This is a genomic window from Achromobacter sp. GbtcB20, from assembly GCF_019091095.1.
GTDB lineage: Bacteria > Pseudomonadota > Gammaproteobacteria > Burkholderiales > Burkholderiaceae_B > Achromobacter > Achromobacter mucicolens.
In genome coordinates this window covers 1-253 of record NZ_JAGXJZ010000697.1, presented here as the reverse complement: position 1 = coordinate 253, position 253 = coordinate 1, and the positions used below count along the sequence as shown (strand labels likewise).

1 protein-coding gene is annotated in these 253 nt (G+C 71.9%); it reads left to right on the top strand.

Features of this window, described 5'->3' with window-relative positions; translation table 11 throughout:
* A partial coding sequence (locus KVT32_RS30780; RefSeq protein WP_217619505.1) for a hypothetical protein occupies window positions 1-253 on the top strand: 253 nt, incomplete at both ends.

Below are 253 nucleotides of genomic sequence, written 5' to 3'. Positions count from 1 at the left end.
CGGCAAGATGGCGGCCGTCGCGCGCCACAAGGAAGCCGAGGACCGGCTGGCGCTCTCGCTCGAGCCTCGGGCAACATCGGCACCTGGAGCTATGACCTGGCCAGCGGCGCCACCCACGTCGACGAGCGCTTCGCGCGCCTGTTCCAGGCCGACGCGGTCCTGGCGCGCGAAGGCACCGAGCTGGCGCGCTTCACCGACATGATCCACCCCGACGATCGTCCCCGCGTGCTGGCGGCGATCGAGCACGCGATCC